Raw genomic sequence first — 3,672 nt, 5'->3', positions numbered from 1 at the left:
CACCAGGCTGGCTGCTTCCTGCTTGAACTCAGGAGTAAAGGAACGTCGTTTTCTGGTCATCAGACACCTCGTTTATGGTGGCGATCTTACCACCTACGTTGGTGTCCGGAATCATTGGACCACTACAACAGGGTCACTGATCAGCAACTTGAGGATCGGGCGGTAAGGGGCGTTGATCCCGCTTCGGGAACGACGTTGGATGCATTCAATAAATTTCCAGATGGTACCCCTAAACCCCATAAGGTAGGGAGGAACGCAACTGCCTTTACAACTGATGAAGCACTGTTGCAAGCAGATGACATCGTTCGAAGTTCTATGCAATTCCAGAAAAATATTGCAGAGGCAAAAGCAAATGGGGACTTATTCGTCGATGCGATTGAGCTGCCATTGGAAGAGGTTTTTGGAAGTGATTACAAGAATTTCGTTCGGGGTGTCACTCGCTTGGGAAGCAAGCGTAACCCGACGGGTGAGATCCCTACAGATTTCACTGACGGTACCATCAAAGCCATTTATCGGCTTGATCAGGCCGGCAGCGTAAAATTACACACTTTGTACCCGAACCCTAAAAATTAGCGGAGATAAGCATGAGTCAGATTAAGGAACCACTGCGGACAATACTAAGAAAATATTGCCATATTGAATGCTATGACCCGCAGATACTGCGGGAGGCGATCAGTACTGGGCATGGGTTTCCTTACGATATAGATCTATTTAAAGCTCAGCTTCGTGAGGCCATTGATATGAAGTTGATATCACCCGATGAGTATGAAGCGCTAACTGAAGAAGATTTTGACTCACAAGATGATTTGCAAGCTTGGCTGGAAGAGCTGTGGGACGAGCTCGACGCATAAAGATTTTTTTGTTGCCATGGCTTTCACTCAAACGCTCGGAGTCAGATACCGCACTTGAAGCGCCGCCCGGGGTCTTGCATTTTGCCTCCCGGATAATCCGGCTGACGCGTGAGTAGTGAAGTCCAAAGAAATCGCCTATTTCTTTCAGGCTGCATCCGCCACTCGCATACGCTAAACAGATGGCTTCGTTTCGGGACGACGCAGAGTCCCCGTAGAATTCTAGTGGTTTGGCCAGAGGGCGACGCTGACTCGTGGGTATTTCGCTGAGACGTTCTGCCCCTTCAATTCGCTTTTGCATTTCATCAACGAATTGATCGCTCCCAAGATAGACTTGGTTTTTTAACCTTTCCCATGGAGACGGTTGGTTCTTGCCGTCAGCGACAAACTGCTCGTAGCTTTCTACTGCTCTGTCCCGCCGTTCACCAAAAGCAGCCAGAATCCAATCAGTATCCAGTGCCTTCAAATCCCTTTCGTAACCTGCCGTTGCACGGTAACTGCTCCAGGGCCATTCCAAAGCCGATCGAACCATCGCGGCACGAACAGGATTCAGCACGATGTAGCGGCACAGCTCCAACAGGTAGTTGTCCTTCTCAACCAGAATCGCTTTATAACGCCCCTGGAAAACGTGCCCTACCCGGCCATGGTGCCGATTGAAAACCTGCGTATAGACGCCGTTCAGTTGGCGCATGCCTTTCGATAGATTGCCTTCCGGCGTTTCGATCAGCAGGTGGTAGTGATTGCCCATCAAACAATAGGCGTGACATACCCAGTTGAAGATCTCGCAAACCTCATCGAGGATCGACAACCAGGCGCGTCGGTCGTCGTCTGATTCGTAAATCATCTCCCGGCGGTTTCCGCGGGACGTCACGTGGTACAACGCGCCGGCAAACTCCAGTCGCAACGGTCTGGCCATTCCTTGGCTCCTTCCGTGGTTCTACTTTGGGCGAGAATAGACTGCGGTCATCACAACGAAATGGCAAGGCGGGGCAAAACGCAAGACTTGACCCCGACGTCTCTTGCAACGAAATGGCAAGGCGGGGCAAAACGCAAGACTTGACCCCGACGTCTCTTGGCACAACAAGACCGCGCATCGGTTCTATCAACGTAAACGGGCGCAGCGTAACGGCGCTCTGGCGACTAAGGCCCTGGCTCATAAGATGGCTCGAGCCTGTTACTACGTCATGCGCGATCAGGTGCCGTTTGATGAAACCAAACTCTTTGCCTGAATACGATTTGAGTGCGTGGAGCAGCCCGGAAACCGGGATGGTTCAACCAGAAATCTGAATGGGACTCCACGCACTCTCCCGAGCACGCAAAGTGCCTGATGCGCCCTGACCGTGAGCCACTCCGAGACTGGCGCCGCAAGAGCGAGCAACCATCAATCTGTATCACTTGGACGCGGTCAGGCACCGATGATTTTTTGGGGCGAAAGCCAGGGGCTAGCTCGGCTAGCCAGCCTTGATCCTGATGGGTGTCTGGTGCGGATCAGTCTGCAACCAACCACTGAAATAGCGGGCGCGCATTTGAGGGGGCAGCGCCGTAAAAAATACGGCCAGGTCTTATATTGTGCCTTGACCCCGGCTGGCTAATGGGTGTCCCGGTTTTATTCTTGATGGGTGTCCCGGTTTTTACGGGTTTGGGTTTTGGTGGCGCGCTGTCCAGCGTGGCCTTTCAAATCGCAAGTTGTTAGGCTTGAACGTTAATTATTAGTAACTTGGTGATGGAGGGGCGCTGTGACGGATAAGAATGATGTGCAGACCAAAAGGGAGTGGTATCAAACAGGCTGGTTGTGGGTGTGGCTGATTGTCTTCTGGCCCGTCGGGCTTTATGGCTTATGGAAGCGTGTAGACCCAAAGAATCGAAAATGGGTAGCCATCGGTGGTGCTGCTTTTGTTGTTATTGGGCTCATTGGAGTAGAAGACGGTTCTTCCCTGTCTTCAAGCAAGGGTTCTTATAGCGGGACGGGAAGCTATCTCCAAAAAGATTCCGTAGTGTGCTTCACCGAACGTGCCTTCGAGAAGCAATCAACCCTGATTGCCAGCGGCGGGAAGAATTTGATAAGCGGGTGCAAGGTTACTAAGTACAGAATGAAAGTGGCCATCGATGATATGAGTTTGTTCTCGGGGAAAGTGAGGGTCATTACGATGGGCGGTCAAACGCTGTGGACCTTTGCCGAGATGGTTGATTCTTGATTTTCGAGAGTGGGGCAGGCGCGGATATAAGAATGCTTCCTGGGGTTCTACCCCTCTACTGCGGACATTCCTAAAAGAGGCACACTGTGCCAAAGGAGTGTTCTTGTCCAGACGCAGAAAATATCAATAAATATGCGCTCTGACACCTTTTATTCATTGCCCATCAAACAGTAGGCGTGACATACCCAGTTGAACGTCTCGCAAACTTCATCAAGGATCGACAACCAAGCGCGTCGATCGCCATCTGATTCGTAAATCATCTCCCGACGATTTCCGCGAGACGTCACGTGATACAACGCGCCGGCATACTCCAGTCGCAACGGTCTGGCCATTCCTTGGCTCCTTCCGTGGTTCTACTTTGGGCGAGAATAGACTGCGGTCATCACAACGAAATGGCAAGGCGGGGCAAAACGCAAGACCTGACCCCGCGTGTGCACGTGACGTACTTTAGGGATGTCGCCGACCAAATTGATGAAATTGAAAGGGATAACATTCTTCAAATCCCCCTCTGTCAGCCTAGTTGTCCAGTAGGCGATTTCGCCTGATTTTTCCGAGTCGGGGCGGCATGGGAGCATGTCATGCCACGTTATTCCGAAGAACGTAAAGCCGCAGTGCTGAAGAAGTTGTTG

4 protein-coding genes are annotated in these 3,672 nt (G+C 51.4%); 2 read left to right on the top strand and 2 right to left on the bottom strand.

Going from position 1 to position 3,672, the window contains the following annotated elements; translation table 11 throughout:
- The coding region (locus tag EZI54_RS23235) for a hypothetical protein (protein WP_207389326.1) at positions 1-573 on the top strand (573 nt) is incomplete at its 5' end.
- A 138-nt stretch (positions 574-711) separates the two neighbouring features.
- Here EZI54_RS23235 and EZI54_RS23225 read toward each other — a convergent pair.
- Complete coding sequence (locus EZI54_RS23225) at positions 712-1,764, bottom strand: transposase (protein ID WP_242674579.1); 1,053 nt, start codon at positions 1,762-1,764, stop codon at positions 712-714.
- Between the two features lie 820 nt (positions 1,765-2,584).
- Here EZI54_RS23225 and EZI54_RS23220 point away from each other — a divergent pair.
- Positions 2,585-3,043, top strand: coding sequence for a hypothetical protein (locus tag EZI54_RS23220; protein ID WP_131484241.1), 459 nt, complete (start codon positions 2,585-2,587; stop codon positions 3,041-3,043).
- 353 nt (positions 3,044-3,396) lie between these two features.
- Here the strand turns inward: EZI54_RS23220 and EZI54_RS24930 are convergent.
- Positions 3,397-3,672: hypothetical protein (locus tag EZI54_RS24930; protein ID WP_207389325.1), on the bottom strand; the 276-nt coding region annotated here is incomplete at its 5' end.

It is taken from the genome of Marinobacter halodurans, assembly GCF_004327985.1.
In the GTDB taxonomy this organism is placed as follows: domain Bacteria; phylum Pseudomonadota; class Gammaproteobacteria; order Pseudomonadales; family Oleiphilaceae; genus Marinobacter_A; species Marinobacter_A halodurans.
Note: the sequence above shows the minus strand (reverse complement) of the source record. Positions and strands in the feature narration are given on the sequence as shown.

What these genes read in the sequence shown, in the direction of transcription:
- EZI54_RS23225 (WP_242674579.1), bottom strand. Translation starts at nt 1,764, where the DNA reads ATGGCCAGACCGTTGCGACTGGAGTTTGCCGGCGCGTTGTACCACGTG.